The following is a 17,388-nucleotide window of genomic DNA, read 5'->3' as shown; positions in this document are numbered from 1 at the left end:
GCCCCCTCGGGGCTGCTCGCGACGCGAGGGCAGAGGCGTACTGTCGCGTGCCGCTCCGGCTCCCCTACAGTGCGTGACGCCTCCACCCGTCCGTGACGACGCACAGCCGCCGAACAGGAGCAGTCCCGTGGCCACCCACGCCCGCCCCGGCTCACTCCCGTCGCCTCCCGGGCACCGGGTCCCCGAGCTCGATCCCGCCCTCGTCGGACAGTGGCAGGCCGGGGGAGGGGAACTCATCGACCTGTTCACCCAGGCGCGCGAACGGCTCGGCGGCGTCGCCGCCTTCCGGCTCGGTCCGCGCCCGACCGTCCTGATCACCGCTCCCGAGGCCGTGCAGCACGTGCTCGCGCTTCATCCCGGCCGGTACGTGAAGCGTTCGCACCGCGCCCGGCTGCTGATCGGCGACGGAGTCCTGGCCGCGACGGGTGACGCGTGGCAGCGCCAACGGCGGCTGCTGCAGGCCCAGTTCACCGGCCGGGGCATGCGCCGATACGAGCAGCGGATCACCGCGGCGGCCCGGACCACGGCGGCGCGCTGGGCCGAGTACGCCCGCACGGGGCAGGTCTTCGACGTCGGCGACGAGATGCGCCGCTTCGCCCTGGACACCATCTGGCGCGCGCTGACCGGACACCCTCTGGACCCGGCCACGGAGCGCGAACTCGCCGCGGTGCCCGCCGTGGTGGCCGCACTGCCGAGCCTGCCCGCGGACGGTGCCGCGGCCCAAGGGGAGGTCGCCGCCGAGCTGGCCAGGATCGACGCGGTCACGAGCCGCGCCATCGCCGCCGCGCGCGACGCCGATGCCGGACCCGATGGACCTGGCCTGCTGCATGTCCTGCTCGATGCGGCCGAGACGCGACCCGAGTACACCGACCGGCTGATCCGCGACGAGTTGGTCACGCTGATGGTCGCCGGGCACGAGACCACCGCCACGACCCTGACCTGGCTCCACCTCCTCCTGGACCAGAACCCGCAAGCAAGGGACCAGGCTCTCGCCGCCGGCCCCGAGGACTCGCCCGAGCGCAGGCTGGCCACCCAGGCACTGGTCCACGAAACGCTGCGGTTCTACCCGTCTGCCTGGATGCTGCCGCGCTGCGCGGCGGAGGACGACACCCTCTCCGGATACGAGATCGAGGCCGGCACCGACGTCCTGGTCTGCCCCTACCTCACGCACCGAGACCCCGAACTCTGGGACGATCCGGCGCGCTTCGACCCGTCCCGCTTCACGACCCCCGGACGACGCCCCACCGACCCGGGAAGCTACTACCCGTTCGGTGTCGGCCCCCGTGCCTGCCTGGGGCTGCAGTTCGCCCTCCGGGAATCAACGACGCTCCTCGAACACCTGCTGCCGCTCCACGTCCCGAGCTTCAACTCCACCCCGCCCAAGGCCGCGTACAGCATCACGGTCCGCCCCGACGCCCCGACGCCTGCGGTACTGGGCGACTAGGGCCCCGGCGTCCCCCGCGGCAGCGGTCACCGCACCCCGTGCGGCCGGAACTGGATGCTGATGCGTCCTCCGGCGGCGCGCGTCGACTTGGGGATGGCGTGCTCCCAGGTGCGCTGGCAGGAGCCGCCCATCACGATCAGATCGCCGTGTCCCAGCGGGTGCCGGACGGCCTCGCCGCCGTGGCGCGGGCGGAGCAGCAGGTCGCGGGGTGCTCCCACGGAGAGGATGGCGACCATCGTGTCCTCGCGGGCGCCCCTGCCGACGCGGTCGCCGTGCCAGGCCACACTGTCGCGCCCGTCGCGGTAGTGGCACAGGCCGGCCGTCGTGAACGCCTCGCCGAGCTCGGCCGCGTAGTGCGCGGAGAGCGCTTGGCGGGCCTCGTCGAGAACGGCGTGGGGGAGTGGTTCTCCGTCGCGGTAGAAGGCGAGCAGCCGCGGTACGTCCACGACCGTGTCGTACATCTGGCGGCGTTCGGCCTTCCACGGGACGTCCGTGGCCAGCCGCTCGAACAGGACGTCGGCGCCGCTGAGCCAGCCCGGCAGGAGGTCGATCCACGCTCCGTCGCCGAGGACCGTCCTGCGGATTCCGTCCAGGGGGCCCAGGCGCACGTCATCGCTCTGATCGAAGAGTGATCCCTGGAGCTGGTGCGTTGCCATGCGGTCAGTGTAGCGAATGATTCGAACGTGTGCGCTAATCCGAACGGCGGTCGTGATCCACGCGGCACATATGTGAAGAGAGCGTTGCAGGCTCTCCATACCTTCGGGGCCGTGGGCGTGTCGATGGGGGGCACGCGAGAAGAGAAGCCGCGAGGAGGACGCTGCCGATGCTAGTTGTCGCTCTTTTGCTCTTGCCGGTCATGGGGCTCCTGATGATCGCCATGGACCGCATCGAGGACCTGCTGAACGAGGAAGCGTGGCCGAGAACCGATCGGCGCGTACGTCACCTTCGCCTCGTTCACGGGGAAGGGCGCCCGGCAGGCAGTCGACAGCCGATGGCCGACCACCGGAGTGACGCGGCCTGACGCGCTGCCCGATGTGCGAGGGACGGCGCCGCGCCCGCTACTGCTGTAGCGGGCGCGGCGCCGTTCGCTTCCTCGCGCGTTCAAGGGGTCTACCGCTTCAGGGGTTCTACCGTGCCGCCGCCTTCTCGGCGAGCTTCTGGAACTCACCCAGGTCGTAATTGGCCAGCGTGGAGTCGAGGTTCGTGAGCGCGCCGAGGCGCTCCACGAAGCCCTTCGGGTCGTACTCGATCTGCAGCGTCACACGGCTGGTGGTGTCGCTGAGCCGGTGGAAGGTCACCACGCCGGCGTGGTCAACCCCCTCCACGGTGTGCCAGGCGATCCGGTTCTCGGGCACCACTTCGGTGAGCTCGGCGACGAAGTTCTTCTCCGCACCGGGCAGTTCCAGCTGCCATGCGAAGCGACCCCCGTCCATCGGCTCGACCAGGCGTACGTGGCTGAGAAAGGAAGGCCAGCGTGTCACGTCGCTCCACAGCTCCCAGGCGACGGAGACCGGCGCCTGGACGTCGACGGACTCGATCAGGGACGCGGACATACACACCTCTTTCTGGACGGGGTGGCCACGGATCTCCCCGGGCCGCTCGGGCGTGGAACTCCGGTACCCCCTCGTGGACGGACCATTCGAAGGCGTCACTCCGCTTGCGCGCGACTCCGCTTGCGCGTGGATCAGCCCTTCCCGCCGGACGCGGCGAGCTCCTCCAGGTCGACGGTCTCGCCGGGTGCGGGCTTCTCCGGACTGACCGAATACCCCGTTCTTCCGATAGATCGCCGGAAGGGTGATCTCCACGTTTTGCACGGGGTGAAGGCGTGCTGACCGCGACGGAGAGTGACGTGCCGCGCGCCTGGGACGCCAGGCGCTTATGGTGACCGAGCGGCATACGGAGACAGCTATGACGTCAGCCAAGAAGTCACACATCGACCTGGAACAGTGCCTGCTCCTGACCGGCATGGGCAGCTTCGACTGGGACCTGGAGACCGGCGGGCTCAGCCTCGACGACAGCGCCCTCATGGTGCTCGACCTGCCTCCCGATCAGTTCCACGGCCAGGTGACCTCCCTGCAGGGGCGCGTGCCCCCCGAGGAGGCCGTGCGCATCAGCTTCGCCGTCACGGAGGCGTCCACGACGGGTGCCGACAGTTACGGCGTCTACTTCCGTGTCCGTCACCGCGACGGCACGCGGCACCTCACACACGTCCGTGGACGCGTCCTGCGCGACGACGACGGCCGGGCCGTACGCGCCGTCGGAGTCATCCGGAAGGCCTCGAACGACGGGCGGGAGCTCGCGGCCACCGACCCCCGGGAGGAACGCCGCCAGGGCATCGCCCTCATGGTGCAGGGCACCACGGAGGCCCTCTCCCGGGCCGTCACGGTCGACGACGTGGTGGCCGTCCTCTCCGGCGCCAGCGGCCTCGACCGGTTCGCCGCCGACGGCCTGGTCCTTGGCCTGGTCGAAGGCGAGGACCTCAAGCTGATCGCGCTGGTGGGCCAGACGATGCAGGCGCTCGACGAACTCAAGCTGTACAAGGTCGACGAATCGCTGCCATTGGCCGAGGCCGTCCTGACCCGCCAGCCCCGCTTCGTGGGTTCGCTGCCCGATTTCGGGCGGCGCTTCACCCGTCTCGCTCCCTACATCGAGCACATGGAACTCGACTCGGCGGCGTTCCTGCCGCTGGTCGCACAGGACCGCGCCATCGGCGGGCTGGCGCTCTTCTACCGCGGCCGGAAGGACTTCACCGACGCGGACCGCAACCTCTGCATCGGTCTCTCCGGCATCGTCGCCCAGTCGCTGCAGCGCGCCATGCTCTTCGACGAGGAGCGGGACCTCGCCAAGAGCCTGCAGGCCACGATGTTGCCGCGCGGGATCCCCGACGTCCCGGACTCCGAGGTCGCCGTGCGCTATCACGCGGCCTGGGGCGGCCGGGACGTCGGAGGCGACTTCTACGACGTCATCACCCTGCCCCGCGGGCGCATCGGCGTGGTCGTGGGCGACGTACAGGGACACGACACCCACGCCGCGGCGATCATGGGGCAGCTGCGCATCGCCCTGCGGGCCTTCGCCGGCGAGGGGCATGCGCCCGCGACGGTGCTCTCGCGCGCCTCACGCTTCCTGGCCGAGCTGGACACCGACCGGTTCGCCACCTGCACCTACGCCCAGTTCGACCCCACGTCCGGGATCGTCCGCGCCGTACGGGCCGGGCATCTGCCGCCGCTCGTGCGGCACGTGGACGGCCGTGTGGGCGTGCCACGGGTCCATGGCGGGCTGCCGCTGGGCCTGGCGACCGACTTCGGCATGGAGGACTACCCCGAGGTGCGGATCGACCTCGTGCCGGGCGAGACGATGGTGCTGTGCACGGACGGGCTCGTGGAGGACGCCACCCTCGATCTCGACACCGGGCTCCAGAACCTCGCCGAGGTGCTGTCCGCGGGTCCGGAAAGGGCGGGGGACCTGGCGGACCATCTCTCGCGCGTGCTGTGGAAGAGGTGGGGCAGCAGTGACGACGTCGCGCTCCTGGTCCTGCGCAGGCTCCCCGACCCCGGGACGCTCCAGGAGCCGCGGATCCACCGGTACGTCCACCAGGCCGATCCCGAAGGGCTCGCCGACGCGCGCGCTGCGCTGCGCGAACACCTCGCGGCGTGGGGACTTGGCGCGGTCGCCGACGACGTCGAGGTGGCGGCGGGAGAACTCCTCGTCAACGCCCTGGTCCACACCGACGGGGGAGCCATCCTCACGCTCGAGGTGCTGACCGGCCCGCCCCGCCGTGTCCGCCTCTGGGTCAAGGACCGCTCCAGCACACGCCCCCGCAAGAGGTCCCCCGTGGAGACCGCCACTTCCGGCCGTGGACTGCTCCTGGTGGAGGCGGTCGCGTCACGCTGGGGAGTGGAGCCGCGCGGCGAGGGCAAGGCCGTCTGGTGCGAGTTCGCCGAGCCGGAGGCGTGAAGGGCCGCTCGTTCACTGCCCTGTTCGTTCGCCGCTCTGTTCGTTCACCAGCCCGTTCGTCCGCCAACGCGGCGGAGGCCGCTGCCCGAGGGGCAGCGGCCTCCGTACGTGCGGGTCGCTCAGGCCTTGTCCTGCATGCTGCTGCGGGCCGGGTTGGCCTGCTCCGCGGCCTTGGGGTCCTTCTCGTCCGCCTTGGCGCGCACGCCCTGCCTGATGCGCTCTCCGATCGACTTGTCGATGTTCGACCAGTACTCGAAGGCCCTGACGAGCACGGGTTCGGTCACTCCGTTGAGCAGGTGCCCGACGACGTTGTCCACGAGGCGGTCGCGCGCCGCGTCGTCGAGTACCTCGCGCACCATGGTGCCCGGCTGGCCCCAGTCGTCGTCCTCGGCGTGGTCGACGTAGGCGGCGCGGGTGATGTCACCGTCCGCGTACCAGCTCGGCGGAGAGCCATAGCGGGCCGTGTCGGCGGCCGGTCCGCCCTTGGAGTTCGGTGCGTAGACCGGGTCCTGCCGCTTGTGGATCGCCATGGCCCCGTCCTTGGAGTACGTGTGGACGGGCACGATCGGGGCGTTGACCGGCAGCTGCTGGTAGTTGCCGCCGATGCGGTGGCGGTGCGCGTCGGCGTACGAGAACAGCCTCGCGAGCAGCATGCGGTCGGGGCTCGGGCCGATGCCGGGGACCAGGTTGTTCGGCTGGAAGGCCGCCTGCTCGATCTCGGCGTGGTTGTCCGTGGGGTTGCGGTCCAGGGTCATCTTGCCGACCTCGACCAGCGGGTAGTCGCCGTGCGGCCACACCTTGGTCAGGTCGAACGGGTTGAAGCGGTAGTCGGCCGCGTCCTCGTACGGCATGAGCTGCACGTACAGCGTCCAGCTCGGGTACTCGCCGTCCCGGATGTGCTCGAACAGATCCCGGGTGTGATAGTCCGTGTCGGCCGCGGCCATCTGGTCGGCCTCGTGCTGCGTGAAGTGTTCGATGCCCTGGTCGGTCTTGAAGTGGTACTTCACCCAGAACCGCTCGCCCTGCGCGTTGATCCACATGTAGGTGTGCGAGGTGTAGCCGTTCATGTGGCGCCAGGTGCGCGGGATGCCGCGGTCACCCATCAGCCACGTCACCTGGTGGGCGGACTCGGGCGAGAGGGTCCAGAAGTCCCACTGCATGTCGTGGTCGCGGAGGTTGTTGTCCGCCCGGCGTTTCTGGGACCGGATGAAGTGCTGGAACTTCATCGGGTCCTTCACGAAGAAGACCGGGGTGTTGTTCCCGACCATGTCGTAGTTGCCCTCGGTGGTGTAGAACTTCACCGCGAATCCGCGTGGGTCGCGCCAGGTGTCCGGGCTCCCGCGCTCACCGGCGACGGTGGAGAACCGGATCACCAGGTCGGTACGGGTACCCGGCTGGAAGAGGGCGGCCTTCGTGTAGGCGCTGACGTCTCCGGTGACTTCGAAGTGGCCGAAGGCGCCGCTGCCCTTGGCGTGCGGCTGCCGCTCAGGAATCCTCTCCCGGTTGAACTGCGCCATCTGTTCGATCAGATACGAGTCCTGGAGGAGGATCGGCCCACCCGCGCCGACGGTGAGCGAGTGCTCATCGCTCTCGACCGGAACGCCGGCGTCGGTGGTGGTCGCCTTACCTGTGACGTCGTTCATGGGTTAAGAGTGCCTTTCGGTGGTGGTGTCCTCTGCGCCGCGAGGGGCAGGTCCTGCAGCTGCCGCGAAGGGCCGTGTGGAGGTCTGTCTGTGGCGTGCGGATCTCGACGCCGCGTCGGCATCGAGTCCATCTTGCGGCTTTTCTACCGGTGTGGCCATTTGTCGTCGACCTCCTGGGCCGTGCTGCCCCTCGTCGGTCCGGTTGGATCTTTCGCCGGACAGGGTCCGGGTGCCCGACTTGGCGCCGCCGATACGTGGCGATCCGGCCCGTTTCCGTACGGGGGTCTCTCACGGGCGGTCAGCCGGCGAAGGTGTCCGGATCCGCCGTCTGCCAGTCGGCGGCCCAGCTCTCGGGCGGTGCGGCGAGGAGTTCGCCGGGGGACAGCCACGGGTACAGCTCGGCATAGGACCGGAACCGGCCGTGGTCCTCGCGGCGCCGCAGCAGCCGCGGGCCCAGCTCCGCGGTGTCCCGGATGCCCATCGCGGCCATGATCTGCAGCGCGCTGTGGACGGTGGCCTGCTGGTAGCGCGTGACGCGCGCGGCTTTGTCGACGACGTCGAGGGCGCGGGCCCGGTGCGGGTCCTGGGTGGTGACGCCGGTCGGGCAGCGGTTGGTGTGACAGCGCTGGGCCTGGATGCAGCCGACGGCGAACATCATCGCGCGGGCCGCGTTGGTGTAGTCGGCGCCCAGGGCCAGGCGCTTGACGATGTCGGAGCCCGTCGCCACCTTGCCGCCGGCGCCGATGCGGATCCGCTCCCGCAGCCCTGTGCCCGTCAGGGCGCTGTGCACGGTGAAGAGACCCTCGGTAAGCGGCATGCCGAGGTTGTCGGCGAACTCCAGCGGCGCGGCCCCCGTGCCGCCCTCCGCACCGTCCACGACGATGAAGTCCGGGGTCACCCCTTCCGCCACCATGGCTTTGCACACGGCGAGGAACTGGGCCCGCGATCCGGGGCACAGCTTGAAGCCCACGGGTTTGCCGTTCGTCAACTCCCGCATCCGGGCGAGGAACCGGACGAGCTCGCGAGGGGTCGAGAAGACGCGGTGGTACGGCGGTGAGACGACCGTCTCGCCCTCCGGTACGCCCCGCACCGAGGCGATCTCGGCGTTGACCTTGCTGCCGGGCAGGACGCCCCCGATCCCCGGCTTCGCGCCCTGCGACAGCTTGAGCGACACGCAGCGCACGGAAGGGTGGGCCGCCTTCTCGGCGAACTGCCGCGCGTCGAACTCTCCGTCACGGGTGCGGCAGCCGAAGTACCCGGTACCGATCTCCCAGACGAGGTCGCCGCCGGGCCGCAGGTGGTAGGAGGACAGGCCGCCCTCGCCGGTGTCGTGCGCGAACCCGCCGCGTGCCGCGCCCGTGTTCAGGGCCAGGACGGCGTTGGAGGAGAGCGAGCCGAAGCTCATCGCCGAGACGTTGAGCAGGGCCATGTCGTACGGCCGGCTGCAGTCGGGCCCGCCGATCCGGACGCGGGGCGGCTCGTCGGGCACCTCCGCAGGAGCCATGGACGGCACGAGGAACTCGTAGCCGCGGGCGTCCATGTCGCGCTCGGTGCCGAACGGTTCCTCGGCGGCGACGCCCTTGGCCCGTTCGTAGACGATGCTGCGGGTGTCGCGGTCGAAGGGCCTGCCGTCGTAATTGCGTTCCACGAAGTACTGCTGCAGCTCCGGGCGCAGCGCTTCCATGAGGAACCGCAGGTGGCCGAGCACGGGATAGTTCCGCAGTACGGAGTGCCTGCGCTGGACGAGGTCGTACACCCCGGTCAGCGCCACGGTCACGAAGGGCGCCGCGGCGAACCACCACCACGTGGATGTCAGGAGGGCCAGCAGCACACTGCCCACTGCGCAGGCCATCAGCAGGCCCACCGTTGCGAAACGCGTCATGATCCCCATCTGACCCGAATTCGACCGGTCACACGTGTGGAGGGTGGCCGCTACCCGAGGAACGGGGCCGTTTTCGCCACGAACTGTTCGGCGTCGTCGAGCCAGGGATAGTGACCCGCTTCCGACTGCACCACGAGGGTCGCCCGGGGGAACAGTGCCGCGAACTCGGAGACCGGCTGAGGGGGGCTGTTCAGGTCGAACTCCCCGGTGAGCAGCAGGACGGGGATCCGGCAGTCGGCGAGCCCCGCGCGCGCGGCCTCGGCGTCGAAGGCGCCCTCCGCCGCGAAGCCGGCGACGGCTTCCTTGCTCGGCCGACTGGCCGCGTGGTGGTGCTGGGCCGCGGTGTCCCACCGTCCGTAGAAGAAGGGGGTGATGGCCTCCCAGTCGGTCCCGGTGCCCTCGGAGATCGCATCCAGGGCGGCGAACGCGGCCGGAAACCACGGCTCGTTCTTGCGCAGTCGGGCGAGCTCACGTCGCGTTTTGCCGGAGATCGCGATGCCGACGGCTCGGGTGCCGGGGCTGATCAGGGCGAGCCTGCTGAGGTTGCGCGGGTAGCGGGCCGCGTACTGCGTCACGATGTTCGCCCCGCCGGAGTGGCCGAGCAGGTCCATCCGGGGGAGTCCGAGGTGGACGCGCAGGGCCTCGACGTCGTCGACGAGGCGGTCGCACCGGTAGGAGGCGGGGTCTGCTGGGATCGCGGACCGCCCGGTGCCGCGCGTGTCCAGGACGGCGAGTCGCCGGTGCGCGGACAGGCCACCGAGGTCGCCGAGGTAGCGGGAGTCCGCGGGGCCGCCGGGTACGCACACGACTGGGGGGCGGTCCGCGCCGCTGTCTCCGTGCAGGTGGTAGGCGAGGCGGGTTCCGTCAGGGGCGGAGAAGGTAGGCATGGCGGGAATCCTGACAGTCATAACCAGGTTATACAACCGGGTTATGGAGATGGGAGGGCCGCGCTGTATAACCAAGCCATGCCAGGCAAACAGGACGCGCACCAGACCCGGACCCAGCCCCAGACCCAGCACCGTGTGCCGCTGACCGAGGAGCGGGCCGAGCGGATGCTCGCCGGTATGAACGAGGTGATCCGCGCGGGCGAGGAGATGCGGAAGCTGCGCGCGGAAATGATCAGGCTGTTCGCCGACTTCGGTTGGACGCAGGACAAGATCGCCGAACTCGCGGACATGAGTCAGCCCGCCGTGTCCAAGCAGATGACGAAGTCCAGGGCGGCCGACCGTCTGCCGCCGATGGAGCTCCACCTCGACCAGCGGGACGTCCCCTGGCTGGAGGGGCGCCTATGGGGCCTCGCCGAGGAGGTCTCCGAGACCCTGGACGACGGCGCCCACTGCACCCGCTACGTCAACGCCATCGGCCGGGGCAAGAAGCGTTTCACGCCCCAGAACGTCGACGAGCTGCGGCGGCTCCTGGAAGAGGACCTGAGGCAGCATCAGTCACAGCTGCCCGCCGGCCACCGAGCCGCGTACGACGAGATCAGCCGCGGCCTCGACATCCCCACGAAGGCCACAGCGGTCGGCTCGGCTTCCGTGCGCCGCGCGCTGGCCCACGAGATCCAGCGCGATGAGCTGGCCACTGGGTTCCGGCTCCTCAAGTAGTCGGTGAGGGGGCCGGGGAGTGCTCCGCTGGGGCCAGGGTGCGTCCAGAATTGACCCCCCGGGCGAGCAGCCGTCGGCCGGGGCGGCGGTGCCGCCCCGGCCTGGACTCTTACGGGTCAGTCGCCGACCTGCGGCAGGAGAGAGACCATCTTGCTGCCGTTCTGGGCCACCAACACATCGTGATAGAGCAGGAGTTGGGGCATCCCCGTCAAGCCGCCGCCCCCCGGGCCTGCCTCTCCGGTGTCGACATGATCGCGCCAGACCCGTTCACCCGTGCGCAGATCGAGGCCGGACAGATCTCCGGTCGAGCTGAAGAAGTACACGACTCCCCGCCCCGGTGATACGACCGGAGGCGCCATGCCCGCCAGTGCGTGCTTGTCGGGCAGCCTGACCCCAACCGGCTTGGTCCACAGGGCCTTTCCCGTGGACAGCGAGTAGACCGAAGCCTTGCCCTGCCAGGTCACGGTGATCAGACGATCACCGATGACCTCCGAGGCGGCCAGCTCCCCCTTGGTCCGATACGCGTGCGAGGTCTGCTCCCCGGAGGTGTTGACAGTGGTCAGGCGCATGTTCCTGCCGGACGTGCCCTCCGGTTCGCTCAGGACCATCCGGTCCCCCGAGACCCCGACGAACTGCGGCCTTCCGAGGACGGTCGTGACCTTCTTGGCGTCTCCGGTTGCGGGATCGAGGCGGAAGACATCGGTGTCGTCCGGCTTCTCGGAGTGCCGCGTGCACAGGAGATGGGGCACACCGCTCAACACCGCCCGCTGGCACGAGATGCCCTTGTCCCACGTATGGCGCCACTTCTCCTCACCGGTCAGCGGATCGAGGGCCGACATCGTACGCAGCGTCGGGGTGTTCACGAGCATCGCGCCGTCGATGAGCATGGCGGCCTGGTCGGTGCGGTCGTCCTGCGGCATCTCGACCTTCCACAGGACGTCGCCGTTGTCGGCGTCCACCGCCATCAGGTCGGTACCGCCCGCGTAGTCACCGTTCGGCTGGTTCTTCGCGGTGTGATTGCGGTAGGCGTAGACGACGCCGTCGCGCACGGCGAACGGGTGGTCGGGCCCGTCGCCCTCGCGATTGACCTTGACGGTCCACAGCCGCTCGCCGGTGTTGGCGTCGAACTTCGCGGCGTCGTACTTGGACCCGCCGCAGTAGAGCGCGGAACCATCCACCAGGCAGCCCCGCTCGCTTGCACCCGGGTCGCTGCTCTGCCATGGCTTCCAGCCCTCCGGCGACGCGGCCGGTCGCACGGGCCGGTCCTGCTCGGCCCCGGCACCGCCCCCGAAGCCGAACACCGCCCCCACGGTGATCGCGGCAACGGCCACCGTTGCCCCCGCCGCCTGCGAGAAGTGGCGTCGGCTGCGCCGTCGTACCACCTGCTCCACCAGATCCCCGGGCGCGCGCACCCGGTCCAGGGCGACCGCGTGCAGCGTCTCCCGGACCTTCTCCTCCACGCGTTCCGTCGTCATCCCCGCATCTCCTTCGGCGTATAGCTGAGCGGCTGCACCCTTTCCGCGGACCCTTCGGGACCGAGCTCCGGTACGAGCAACCGGAGTTTGGCGAGCGATCGGTGGGCCGTGCTGCGCACCGTGCCGACCGGGCACCGCAGCAGCGCCGCGACCTCGGCCTCCGGTAGATCCTCGAAGTACCGCAGCACGACCACGGCCCGCTGGCGCTTCGTCAGGCGGCCGAGCGCCGCCCACAGCGCGATCCGCAGCTCGGAGTCCGAATCGGCGCCTGCCTCACCGCCTGACTCGGGCAGTACGGGCACCGTCGTCTCGGCGCGATTTCTGCGCAGCCGCCAGCGGTTGACCTGCTGGCGGTACATGATCTGGCGGATGTACGCCTCGGGCTGCTCGATGCGCGCCCAGCGTCCGTAGGCCTTCATCAGCGCAATCTGCAGCAGATCCTCCGCGGCATGCCGGTCCCCGCCGGTGAGCAACACCGCGAGCCGGAGCAGCGCGGTGGAGCGCATCGCTACGAACTCCCGGAACTCGTCGTGACTTGAGGCCTCCATCGACCCTCCCCTTCTTGGCAACCATCACGACGCGATGAGCCACCCCCTGCTATCCCTCGGCTGACGAGATTGTGTGTTCACACCAAGTCGGTGACAAGCCCCGCTTCCTGGCGCACCTCCTAGCGCACCCCCCGGCGCACCCCCGGCGCACTCCCTGACCCGCCGCCCCCCGGGCCACGGGAGGCGTTGACGGGAAGGCTTTCGAAAGCGGGTGCGAGTACTGCCGGTAACGTCGGCGTACCCCTCCATTTCTTGAATGGAAGTCGCCCGAGCTTCTTGTTTCCCGTCAGTAGGCTGTGCCAAGGTGAGCGTCCTCACGCTGAGGCAATGGTGACGATGCAATGGTCAGTCCGCTTTTCTCGTCCGCGCCTCGGCGGGCATTAGGTATGCACCAATCAGACGCCCGCTTTTCGGCGGGCGTGTATTCCGTGTGCCGTCTTTCCGCTCGGAAGGAAAAGGGTTCTGTGCAATCCCCCCACCCCCCGCGCCCGTCCCACCCTCCTCGTCCCGGTGTCCGCACCGGGGAATCCGACATGAGCCTCGCCGCCGGACTGCGCGGCCGGCCGGCGGACGAGTCGGGCCACCCCGGCGCCCTCCTGCTCGCGCGGCACTGGCAGGCGACGCACGACTACGCGGCCATCTGCCTCGCGGCATCGACGAGTTCGGCCTCGATGGTCGCCACGGCATCCTTCCACCAGGCGCTCGGACACATGGAGCGGGGCGAGCCGGTCGGGGCGCTGCGCCCGCATCTCCTGGTGACCGTCCGGGAGACGGTCCGGGGATGGTCCTTCGACGACCGCATATCCACCCTCATGCCGGAACTCCGCAAGCCGACCGGCGGTCGGGGCATGCGGGCGGCAACATCGGTGACGGTCGAAAAACGACAACTCGCCGCGCGCTCCTTCTGGGCTCTTCCCGCAGTCGCCCAGTGCCTGCTGTGGCACACCGAGGTCGAGGCCGAGCACATATCCATACCCGCTGGTTTGTCTGGCTTGAGCGCCGACATCGCGGCCGACGCTCTTGAGCAAGCGCGTGAACAATTCCGGGCGGACATCGTTCGCGCTCACCGGGAACTCGCGGCGACCAAGGAATGCCCCCTTTACAACCGACTCCTCGATGTCACGATTCGCCGGGGAGGTTCCTTGCTGCCCGATGTCCGGCAGCATCTGGTGGAGTGCCGTCACTGCCGTGACGTGGCCGACCAGCTCGGCCATTTCGAGAGCGGCCTCGGCGCTCTTCTCGCCGAGGCGGTACTCGGCTGGGGTGCCCGTCGCTACCTGCAGTCGAGGCCGGGGCGCAGAAGCCCCGCGAGGCGTGGCGCGGGCGCGGGCGCCACCGGGCAGGGCGGCAGGCACGCGAGCAATGGCGGACGCCGTCGGCCCCCGGCCCACATCCCCCTGCCGGGCGGTGCGTTCGGGCCGAGAACGCACTCCACGGCACTGCGAACCGGAGCGGCCCTGGGGGCCGCCGCGCTGCTCGCGACCGTGCTCGTCATCACGCTCTCGTCGGGTGAGGGCGACAGCGGCGGTTCTGTGCCGCCGACCGGTATGGCCGGGGGCAGCGAAGCCCGCCCGAGCGCGGATCCGGAGGAGCCGCCTGCGGGCTCTCCCGCCCCCACCTCGGCGGGATATCCCGACAGGTCCGACCAGGGAAGGCTCCGGAACAAGGCGGCCGACCTGTGTCTCGACATCCGGGGCGGCAAGGCCAGGCCCGGTGCCGAGACGAAGCTGGCCAAATGCTCGGACGAGGCGAACCAGCAGTGGTCGTACCAGGAGAACGGACTCCTCAGCAGCGTCACCCGACCCGAACTCTGCCTGGACTCCCACGCGGAGAGCGGTGTGACCACCCTCGGCACCTGTGTGGCGCCCTCGGCGGCGCGCGCCGATGAGGTGCGCTACGACTTCACCGTGCTGGGGGAGTTGCTGCCCCGGTGGCACGAAGGCCTCGCGGTCGTGCCCGCCGCCTCGCGCAAGGGCTCTGACGTCGTGGTCAAGGTCCGCGACGGATCAGCGAAGCAGCGATGGCTGCTCGACTCCTCGACGACCGCTCCGGGTTCCCGGTCGATCGACAGGAAGGACGGCCCGTCCGTCAAGAACGGCCCTGCCCGGGGTGGGCGTAAGGACGGTGACGTGTGCATAGGCCCGACCTGCGAGCAGTCCTCGCCCGACAGGCAGCGGCCGGGGCCTGGGCCGAGGGACGACGGGCCGAATGACGACGGACCGGACGGCGACGAGACGAAGGGCAAGGGCAGTCAGCCCGTGCCGGACTCGCCCCGGCGCGACGACGTCGAGGAGCGGTATGCCGAGGTCGGCTGCTGCGACGACGGATCCGAACAGGCCGCTCCGAAGCGCCCTGGCGACGCCCTCCGTTCTCCGGCAGTGCGAGCCGGAGCAGGGGCCGTCGACGGAGTCCTGGAGGGGAGGGAGCCCTCGTGAGGGGAAGGAAGCCTGGGCCAGCGGTCCATGTTCAAGTTCCGCTGCGCGGGAGCGATCAGCCCTTACTGGCTCGGGCTGCACCAGGTCGTCGTGCAGGCTCCAGTGCGACCGGACACCTCCGAGGTCGCTTGGCACGACTGGCTGACGGAGCACGAGTTGGCCGACCTGGTGCGTCACGAGGCGTTCGTCCCGGACGCTCGTGAGGCGTTCGACCGATACTGTTCCCCGCCCGGCGCTGATGACAGACTGCGCCCATGATCGACGACCTTCCTGGTGGACTGACGGCACGACACCTCGCCGAGGAAGACCACCCGCGTGTGCTCGCGGTGCTGGACTCATGGTGGGGCGGGCTGAAAGGGCGGGCAGGGGCGTTGGAGCGAGCGCTGCTCCTGCCCAGGCTGTACTTCCAGCACTTCACCACCACCAGCTTTCTGATCGAGCGTGATGGGGAACGCCGAGATGGGGCACAGCGCGATGCGGGCCAGGACGATGAGAGTCAGGTCGCGGCCTTCCTCGTCGGATTCCTGTCGCAGACCGAGCCTGACGTCGCGTACGTCCACTTCGTCGGCGTCGACCCGCAACTGCACGGACAGGGCATCGGGCGATCCTTGTACCACGCGTTCTTCGCCCTGGCCGCATCACACGGTCGCCGGTACGTGCACTGCATCACGAGCCCGCAGAACACCGCTTCGCAGTCCTTCCACACAAGGCTCGGCTTCACGACATCGGCCGTGAAGGCGGACTACGACGGCCCCGGCCTCGACCGGGTGGCCTTCACCATGGACCTCGCTTCAGCTCAGCGGCAGGGCTGAAGCGAACACTCCAGCCGCTCCTCCGCGGCGGCCACGCCCGCCGCGTCGACGGGCGCGCTGAACTCGGCCTCCGGGCATGCCAGTCCCGCAACTTCTCTCCACATGCGGGCAGCCTGGACAGGCCTGGGTGAACCGAACGCCCGGACCACGTATCCGTCGAGGAGTTCCCCGAACTCTTGGGGCGAGGTGACATCCGGGGCCTCGCTCACGACGCGCGCGTCTGACGCGTCGCCCTCGCCGTCCCCATCTGTCTCGTCGAGGCCTGCGAGGAAGTCCACGTCGGCCCAGCCGCCCCTGAAGAGGACCATCAAGAGTTCGGAATCCGCGGGCCCAGTGACGTGGACTCCGACGGAGTCCGGCTCCGCCACCCGTGAACGGCTCTGCTCCAGTGGCTGCGGCCAGCGCGCGGCCATGTCCCGCCAGGTGAGCGGACCGACGATGAGGCCGGCGGCCGTCCATCGCTGCCGAGGGGTGCTGATCTGCGCGGCAGCCCTGTCGAGATCGATGCGTTGTTCCACGAGCTGATCGTCGAGCACTCGGCACCGTCATGTCCACCAACCCTGTCCCTGGGGACGTCGTGGTGAGGGTGGGGCCTCGGTCAGGGAGGGAGGGGGTGTTGGCGGGGAGGTGGGCTGTGGGGGTTAATGGCGTGGGTGTGCGACGTCTGTTGTCGTTGTCTGTTGTTGTCGTGTGCGCCGGTGCGAAAGGCGGGGAGATCCCTGTGAGTGCTGAGTCGTCGGGTTCCGCCGGTGGTGTGCCGGTCGGCTCCGACCGACGGTTCGCCGGGCGGTGTGTGGTCGTGAGCGGTGGAGCGCACGGGATCGGTGCGGCGACGGCCCGGCGGCTCGCGGCCGAAGGGGCCGGGGTGGTGATCGCCGATGTGGATGCCGAGGAGGGCGAGCGCACCGCGCATGCCATCCGTCAGGACGGCGGGCGTGCGGAGTTCGAGGTGTGTGACGTGGCCGAGGAAGCGGCGTGGGCGCGGACGGTGGCGGTCGCCCGCGCCCGCTTCGGCCCGGTCGCAGGACTGCTCAGCAATGCGTACACGGTGCGCGGCGGCGCAGCCGACGCCATCGAACCGGCCGACTGGGACCGGCAGTTGTCGGTCATGCTGACCGGCGCCTTCCTCGGGGTGCGGGCCTGCCTGGACGACCTGCGTGCCACGCGGGGCGCGGTGGTCCTTGTCTCGTCCGTGCACGCCGTCATGGGCCTGCCCGGACGCCCGGCCTACGCGGCGGCCAAAGCGGGCCTGACCGGTCTGGCGCGCCAACTGGCCGTGGAGTACGCACCTGGCGTACGGGTCAACGCCCTCCTGCCGGGCCCCATCCTGACCCGGGGCTGGGACACGATCGGCGCGGACGACCGGGCGCGCACCATCGAGCAGACGCCCGCGGGCCGACTCGGCCGCCCGGCAGAGGTCGCGGCGAGCGCGGCGTTCCTGCTGAGCGACGAGGCGTCCTTCGTCACCGGGGCAAGCCTCGTCGTGGACGGCGGATGGAGTGTGTTCAAGACGTCCGCCTGAGCCGACCAGATCCAGCAGGCTGAGACTCGTCACCTGCCACCTGCCACCTGCCACCTGCCACCTGCCACC

Annotated in this window: 14 protein-coding genes; 6 read left to right on the top strand and 8 right to left on the bottom strand. The window is 70.0% G+C overall.

Translation table 11 applies throughout. The features are described from left to right. Nucleotides 1–127: 127 nt before the first annotated feature. Nucleotides 128–1,444 carry a cytochrome P450 gene (locus AC5P1C_RS21940; RefSeq protein ID WP_493867592.1) on the top strand — a complete coding sequence of 439 codons (1,317 nt, stop codon included), beginning with the start codon at nucleotides 128–130 and terminating at the stop codon, nucleotides 1,442–1,444. A 26-nt stretch (nucleotides 1,445–1,470) separates the two neighbouring features. Here AC5P1C_RS21940 and AC5P1C_RS21935 read toward each other — a convergent pair whose 3' ends face one another. Together AC5P1C_RS21935 and AC5P1C_RS21930 are read right to left on the bottom strand one after the other, a co-directional pair. Continuing rightward, nucleotides 1,471–2,100, bottom strand: coding sequence for an alpha-ketoglutarate-dependent dioxygenase AlkB (locus AC5P1C_RS21935; RefSeq protein WP_493867591.1), 630 nt, complete (start codon nucleotides 2,098–2,100; stop codon nucleotides 1,471–1,473). A 471-nt stretch (nucleotides 2,101–2,571) separates the two neighbouring features. Continuing rightward, entirely contained in the window at nucleotides 2,572–2,997 is a 426-nt protein-coding gene (locus AC5P1C_RS21930) for an SRPBCC family protein (RefSeq protein ID WP_493867590.1), read from the bottom strand. Between the two features lie 355 nt (nucleotides 2,998–3,352). Here AC5P1C_RS21930 and AC5P1C_RS21925 point away from each other — a divergent pair, with 355 nt between their 5' ends. Beyond that, nucleotides 3,353–5,398, top strand: coding sequence for a SpoIIE family protein phosphatase (locus AC5P1C_RS21925; protein WP_493867589.1), 2,046 nt, complete (start codon nucleotides 3,353–3,355; stop codon nucleotides 5,396–5,398). A 119-nt stretch (nucleotides 5,399–5,517) separates the two neighbouring features. Here AC5P1C_RS21925 and AC5P1C_RS21920 read toward each other — a convergent pair whose 3' ends face one another. From AC5P1C_RS21920 to AC5P1C_RS21910, 3 genes are all read right to left on the bottom strand, one after another. Next, nucleotides 5,518–7,041 (bottom strand): catalase, encoded by a 1,524-nt coding sequence (locus tag AC5P1C_RS21920; protein WP_493867588.1) that lies wholly within the window; start codon nucleotides 7,039–7,041, stop codon nucleotides 5,518–5,520. A gap of 298 nt (nucleotides 7,042–7,339) precedes the next feature. Continuing rightward, nucleotides 7,340–8,923, bottom strand: coding sequence for an FMN-binding glutamate synthase family protein (locus AC5P1C_RS21915; protein ID WP_493867587.1), 1,584 nt, complete (start codon nucleotides 8,921–8,923; stop codon nucleotides 7,340–7,342). A gap of 50 nt (nucleotides 8,924–8,973) precedes the next feature. Next, nucleotides 8,974–9,810, bottom strand: coding sequence for an alpha/beta fold hydrolase (locus tag AC5P1C_RS21910; protein ID WP_493867586.1), 837 nt, complete (start codon nucleotides 9,808–9,810; stop codon nucleotides 8,974–8,976). Between the two features lie 78 nt (nucleotides 9,811–9,888). Here AC5P1C_RS21910 and AC5P1C_RS21905 point away from each other — a divergent pair, with 78 nt between their 5' ends. Beyond that, the gene (locus AC5P1C_RS21905) at nucleotides 9,889–10,527 is read left to right on the top strand and encodes a sigma-70 family RNA polymerase sigma factor (RefSeq protein WP_493867585.1); all 639 of its coding nucleotides are present in this window, start codon (nucleotides 9,889–9,891) and stop codon (nucleotides 10,525–10,527) included. Nucleotides 10,528–10,643: 116 nt separating this feature from the next. Here the strand turns inward: AC5P1C_RS21905 and AC5P1C_RS21900 are convergent, their stop codons facing one another. Continuing rightward, nucleotides 10,644–12,002, bottom strand: a complete 1,359-nt coding sequence (locus AC5P1C_RS21900) for an outer membrane protein assembly factor BamB family protein (protein WP_493867584.1) — start codon at nucleotides 12,000–12,002, stop codon at nucleotides 10,644–10,646. Further along, nucleotides 11,999–12,550, bottom strand: a complete 552-nt coding sequence (locus AC5P1C_RS21895; protein ID WP_493867583.1) for a SigE family RNA polymerase sigma factor — start codon at nucleotides 12,548–12,550, stop codon at nucleotides 11,999–12,001. Before AC5P1C_RS21895 ends, AC5P1C_RS21900 begins: the two co-directional genes overlap by 4 nt. A gap of 533 nt (nucleotides 12,551–13,083) precedes the next feature. On the opposite strand from AC5P1C_RS21895, the gene AC5P1C_RS21890 reads away from it, so the two are divergent. Continuing rightward, nucleotides 13,084–14,985 (top strand): RICIN domain-containing protein, encoded by a 1,902-nt coding sequence (locus tag AC5P1C_RS21890; protein ID WP_493867582.1) that lies wholly within the window; start codon nucleotides 13,084–13,086, stop codon nucleotides 14,983–14,985. 254 nt (nucleotides 14,986–15,239) lie between these two features. Further along, the gene (locus AC5P1C_RS21885; protein ID WP_493867581.1) at nucleotides 15,240–15,797 is read left to right on the top strand and encodes a GNAT family N-acetyltransferase; all 558 of its coding nucleotides are present in this window, start codon (nucleotides 15,240–15,242) and stop codon (nucleotides 15,795–15,797) included. Here the strand turns inward: AC5P1C_RS21885 and AC5P1C_RS21880 are convergent. Beyond that, the gene (locus AC5P1C_RS21880) at nucleotides 15,782–16,315 is read right to left on the bottom strand and encodes a hypothetical protein (RefSeq protein WP_493867580.1); all 534 of its coding nucleotides are present in this window, start codon (nucleotides 16,313–16,315) and stop codon (nucleotides 15,782–15,784) included. The genes AC5P1C_RS21885 and AC5P1C_RS21880 overlap by 16 nt on opposite strands. A 203-nt stretch (nucleotides 16,316–16,518) precedes the next feature. Between AC5P1C_RS21880 and AC5P1C_RS21875 the strand changes: the two genes are divergently transcribed. After that, a complete protein-coding gene (locus tag AC5P1C_RS21875) occupies nucleotides 16,519–17,319 on the top strand; it encodes an SDR family NAD(P)-dependent oxidoreductase (RefSeq protein ID WP_493867579.1) in 801 nt (266 codons plus the stop codon). Nucleotides 17,320–17,388: the final 69 nt, after the last annotated feature.

Source organism: Streptomyces sp. A18, assembly GCF_059026065.1.
Note: the sequence above shows the minus strand (reverse complement) of the source record. Positions and strands in the feature narration are given on the sequence as shown.

What these genes read in the sequence shown, in the direction of transcription:
- AC5P1C_RS21905 (WP_493867585.1), top strand. Translation starts at nt 9,889, where the DNA reads ATGCCAGGCAAACAGGACGCGCACCAGACCCGGACCCAGCCCCAGACC.
- AC5P1C_RS21900 (WP_493867584.1), bottom strand. Translation starts at nt 12,002, where the DNA reads ATGACGACGGAACGCGTGGAGGAGAAGGTCCGGGAGACGCTGCACGCG.
- AC5P1C_RS21920 (WP_493867588.1), bottom strand. Translation starts at nt 7,041, where the DNA reads ATGAACGACGTCACAGGTAAGGCGACCACCACCGACGCCGGCGTTCCG.
- AC5P1C_RS21915 (WP_493867587.1), bottom strand. Translation starts at nt 8,923, where the DNA reads ATGACGCGTTTCGCAACGGTGGGCCTGCTGATGGCCTGCGCAGTGGGC.
- AC5P1C_RS21930 (WP_493867590.1), bottom strand. Translation starts at nt 2,997, where the DNA reads ATGTCCGCGTCCCTGATCGAGTCCGTCGACGTCCAGGCGCCGGTCTCC.
- AC5P1C_RS21925 (WP_493867589.1), top strand. Translation starts at nt 3,353, where the DNA reads ATGACGTCAGCCAAGAAGTCACACATCGACCTGGAACAGTGCCTGCTC.
- AC5P1C_RS21895 (WP_493867583.1), bottom strand. Translation starts at nt 12,550, where the DNA reads ATGGAGGCCTCAAGTCACGACGAGTTCCGGGAGTTCGTAGCGATGCGC.
- AC5P1C_RS21935 (WP_493867591.1), bottom strand. Translation starts at nt 2,100, where the DNA reads ATGGCAACGCACCAGCTCCAGGGATCACTCTTCGATCAGAGCGATGAC.
- AC5P1C_RS21890 (WP_493867582.1), top strand. Translation starts at nt 13,084, where the DNA reads ATGAGCCTCGCCGCCGGACTGCGCGGCCGGCCGGCGGACGAGTCGGGC.
- AC5P1C_RS21885 (WP_493867581.1), top strand. Translation starts at nt 15,240, where the DNA reads ATGATCGACGACCTTCCTGGTGGACTGACGGCACGACACCTCGCCGAG.
- AC5P1C_RS21910 (WP_493867586.1), bottom strand. Translation starts at nt 9,810, where the DNA reads ATGCCTACCTTCTCCGCCCCTGACGGAACCCGCCTCGCCTACCACCTG.